This window comes from Campylobacter sp. (assembly GCF_020024835.1).
Lineage (GTDB): Bacteria > Campylobacterota > Campylobacteria > Campylobacterales > Campylobacteraceae > Campylobacter_D.
On the sequence record NZ_JAHHTD010000063.1, the window covers coordinates 1 to 3,922 of the forward strand.

General features: G+C 28.4%; 4 protein-coding genes. All 4 read right to left on the reverse strand.

The window, feature by feature from the left end; translation table 11 throughout:
* Positions 1 to 180: 180 nt before the first annotated feature.
* Genes QZ429_RS07470 through QZ429_RS07485 form a run of 4 tightly spaced genes read right to left on the reverse strand, consistent with a single transcriptional unit; the run spans position 181 to position 3,816 of the window.
* Entirely contained in the window at positions 181 to 1,008 is an 828-nt protein-coding gene (locus tag QZ429_RS07470; RefSeq protein WP_291953349.1) for a class I SAM-dependent methyltransferase, read from the reverse strand.
* 9 nt (positions 1,009 to 1,017) lie between these two features.
* Positions 1,018 to 1,773 carry an ABC transporter ATP-binding protein gene (locus tag QZ429_RS07475; RefSeq protein WP_291953351.1) on the reverse strand — a complete coding sequence of 252 codons (756 nt, stop codon included), beginning with the start codon at positions 1,771 to 1,773 and terminating at the stop codon, positions 1,018 to 1,020.
* Entirely contained in the window at positions 1,770 to 2,792 is a 1,023-nt protein-coding gene (locus tag QZ429_RS07480; protein ID WP_291953353.1) for an iron ABC transporter permease, read from the reverse strand. Before QZ429_RS07480 ends, QZ429_RS07475 begins: the two co-directional genes overlap by 4 nt.
* The gene (locus QZ429_RS07485) at positions 2,779 to 3,816 is read right to left on the reverse strand and encodes an ABC transporter substrate-binding protein (RefSeq protein ID WP_291953354.1); all 1,038 of its coding nucleotides are present in this window, start codon (positions 3,814 to 3,816) and stop codon (positions 2,779 to 2,781) included. The genes QZ429_RS07480 and QZ429_RS07485 overlap by 14 nt, the downstream gene beginning before the upstream one ends.
* Positions 3,817 to 3,922 lie beyond the last annotated feature (106 nt).

The window sequence follows — 3,922 nt, forward strand, 5'->3', positions numbered from 1 at the left end:
GATAAATTTTTTAAGTAAAACTATTAAAATAAATAAATATCTAAAATTAAATAAATAAACAATTATTTCTTAACTAAGATATTATTTTAATTTTGATAAAATTATATTGATTTTTATGGTATTTTTCTAAAATGATTTATCATTAAGATACTTTTAGTTATTAATTTTAAAATAATAAAATCATTTATTCTTATCCCAATGTAATAAGGCCCATTTTTTCAAAGGTTCATATGCACTAGTAATTTGAGGATTTTGCATATGAAAATCTTTAAGATATTCAATTTCTTGCTCACTTAATTTTCCTATCGACCAACTTACAGATTCTATAAAATCTTCAGTAGAAATAACTTGAGAATTAACAAAAGATCCTTTTGACTCGATAAAATTAACACTAGCAAAATAATTTTTTTGATAAAGTAAATTTAAAGCATAAATATAATTTGGAAATCCAACGCTATCGCGTTTTATGGCTTGTAAAATTTTAGGCGAAATAAAATCTTTTTCTACAATCATACTCATATATACAGCTTTTTTAGCGTGTTTATTGAGTTTGTCTAAAGCTTTATTAAGATCACTTACCATAGAAGATCTTGACGAAATGCAAATATCGCACACTGGTATATCTTGCCAATCTTCCTCCCAAGCTCGTAAAATTGGAAAAATATTTTTAATTTTTAAATCTTTTGCACGTTTTGTTACTATATCAAGCATATCTTGGCAAAAATCAAGTGCATAGACTGCTTTAACATAAGGAGCAAGTGCTAATGCAAGTGCTCCACCGCCACATCCAACATCTAAAATAGTATCTGTTTTATCAAATTTCATTGCTTGTATAAATTGTTTAGTATAATCATCTTCTAAATCAAAACATGAATTTTGCATTTTTTTGGCTTTATCTTTCCAATCTTTTGGAGTTTTATCTTTGCGAGAAGATAAATTAAAATGATTTTTATATAAAGTTGTAAAATCAATATCAAAAATGGTCATTATTTTTGCTTTATTAATCATAGTTAATCCTTAATTTATATATTTAAAATATTTTTTAATAATTTGAGCATCTAATTGATAGACTTTTGCTAGATTATTTGAAGTTAAAACATTTTGTGGTTTGCCATCGGCTAAAATTTTACCCATATGAAAAAGTAAAGTGCGATCTGTAAATTCTAAGCTTTGTTTTGGTTGATGTGTGGTCATTAAAATCCCTATTTGTTTTTCAATATTTAGTTGTTTTATTTTTTCTAATACTTTTACTTGATTTCCAAAATCTAAATTTGAAGTTGGTTCATCCATAATTAAAAGCTTTGGTTCTTGAGCAAGTGCTCGTGCAATTAATACTAACTGCTGTTCCCCGCCACTTAATTTTTCAAAATTTTCATATATAAAATGTTCGATTCCAAGACTTTCAAGTGCCAATTTTGCAATTTTTTTATCATTAGAATTTGGGCTTTCATACCATTTTAAATAAGGATTTCGTCCCATTAATACTATGTTTTGCACGCTAAAGCTAAAGCGATGATGAGCTTGTGGCACATAAGCAATTAATTTAGCAAGTTGTTTTGGCTCATATGTATTTAAAGGCTTATTATTAAGATAAATGTTGCCATTTATTGGTTTTAGTAAGCCTAAAATTGTTTTTAGTAAAGTAGTTTTGCCACAACCATTTGCTCCAAGCAAACTTACGATTTGATTTTGTTCAAAATTTAAATTTATTTTATTTGCAATAATCTTTTTTCCATAGCCAATACTTAGATCTTTTAGAGTAAAAAAACTCATTTTTTACCTCCTAAAATCAACAAACCTAAAAAAAATGGGACACCAATGACTGCAGTGATAATACCAAGTGGAATTTCTACGTTAAAGGCTGTGCGTGAGCAAGTATCAGCTATTAATAATATAGCACTACCTAAAAAAATCGTTGCAGGTAAAAGTTGTCTAAAATCATTACTACTTTCTCCTAACCATAAACGAGCAACGTGTGGGACAATTAAACCAATCCAACCAATAATTCCAGTTAAAGCAACAATCGAGGAAGTCATAAGCGTTGCTGAAAAAATAAAGATTAAACGAGTTTTAGAGATATTTAAACCAAGACTTTGTGCTTCTTGATCTTCAAGACTTAGTAAATTCATACGCCAACGAAGTAAAATTAAAGGTAACATTGCTAGCAAAATGAGTGGTAAAATTATCATAAGATCATCAAAGGTTGTCATATTTAAAGCACCTAAAAGCCAAAAAGTAATTGTGGCTAATTGGGTATAAGGATCGGCAAAAATTTTTATTATTGAAATTCCAGCTTTAAGTAAAGCTGAAAGAGCAATACCAGCTAAAACAAGGGCTAAAATAGGAGTATGATAACGAGCAAATTTTGCGATAGTATAAACAATTCCAACTGCAATTAAACCACCCATAAATGCCACAAATTGAACTTGATAAAGCGCACCACCTAAGAAAATAACGCAAACTGCACCAAGTCCTGCTCCTGCACTAACGCCTAAAATATCTGGTGAAACAAGTGGATTTTTAAACATACTTTGATAAGTTACTCCTGCCATTGCAAGAGCTGCACCTGCTATAATTGCAGTTAAAATTCTAGGAAATCTTACTTGAAATAAAATAGTATTAACAGCAGAATCTGATTTAGAATAATTAAAAATAGCAGTAAAAAGCTCATTTAAAGAAATCGGATATTGCCCAACACAACAAGCAAATAATATAGCAAAAATAAGCAAAATTGGCGGTAAGAATTGACGCCAATTTTTTTTAAAAAATTTATTAAATTTAATTAATATCAAATAATTTTTCATCATCTAGTGTTAATTTATAATCATAAAAAAGTTTAAAATATTCTCTTATGAATTGTTTGTAATCACTTGCATTTAACTTGTGCGGTGCAAGTTTATGAGTGAGATATAAAGCACCTAATATACGATTAATACTTGGTGGCTGACCTAACCAACCAAAAGGTTTATTTGGAGCTAAATAAACATTTTTATTTTGTATTGCTTTTAATTCTTTCCAGTTTGGTGAGTTTAAAATATGATTGTATGTGTTTAGATCTTGAGTTATTATAATGTCAGGTTGCCATTTATAAAGCTGTTCTAGTGAGACTCGTGCAAGACCTTTTTGATTTTTTGCATCGACAATATTTTTTAGCCCAATCCATTTTAATACTTCATCGTGGATAGAATCTGCAACTGCTGCTTCTAAGCCATCTGCACTTCTTGCAAAATAAATAGTGTAAAATTTATCTCCTTTAATAGTGGAATTTTTTGTTACATCTAAGACGCGTTGAGTATAATTTGCTAGAATTTCACCTCTTTGGGTTTTATTGATATATTTTGCAATGGTTCGAATTTGTTTTGCACTATCGGCAAAATTTCCATCTATTAAAATAACTGGTATATTAGTTTTTTCATAAACTCTCTTTACACTATCTATATAGTTTTGATTAACACTCCCAACATCTAACATTAAATCTGGCTTTAAAGAAACAATTTTTTCCATTGAAATCATCATACCTTTGCCATAAATCCCCCCAAGAGTAGGTAGATTGCGAGTAATTGGTGGTAAAAAAGCTTTAGATGAATCATCAAAAAAATAAGAAAAACCAAGCATTTCATTTGGAGCGAGTGCAGGTAGAATCAAATCAGCTACTTTACCCGCGCTTAATATTTTTTCAACATTTTTAGAATCAATATCACCAAATTTTACTACAACTAAGTCTGTGTTTGAATTAAAATCATCTGCTACACCAACATCAATAAAAATAGCTAAAAGCACAAACATTAAACCTTTTCGTAACCATTTTGTTTTCATTTTTATCCTTAAAAGTTTGATAAATATTAAACTCAAAAAATTATGATTTTAATATTTTTATTATAGTATATTTAGTTTATTTTTTTTCTTTAATTTTTATCAGTAG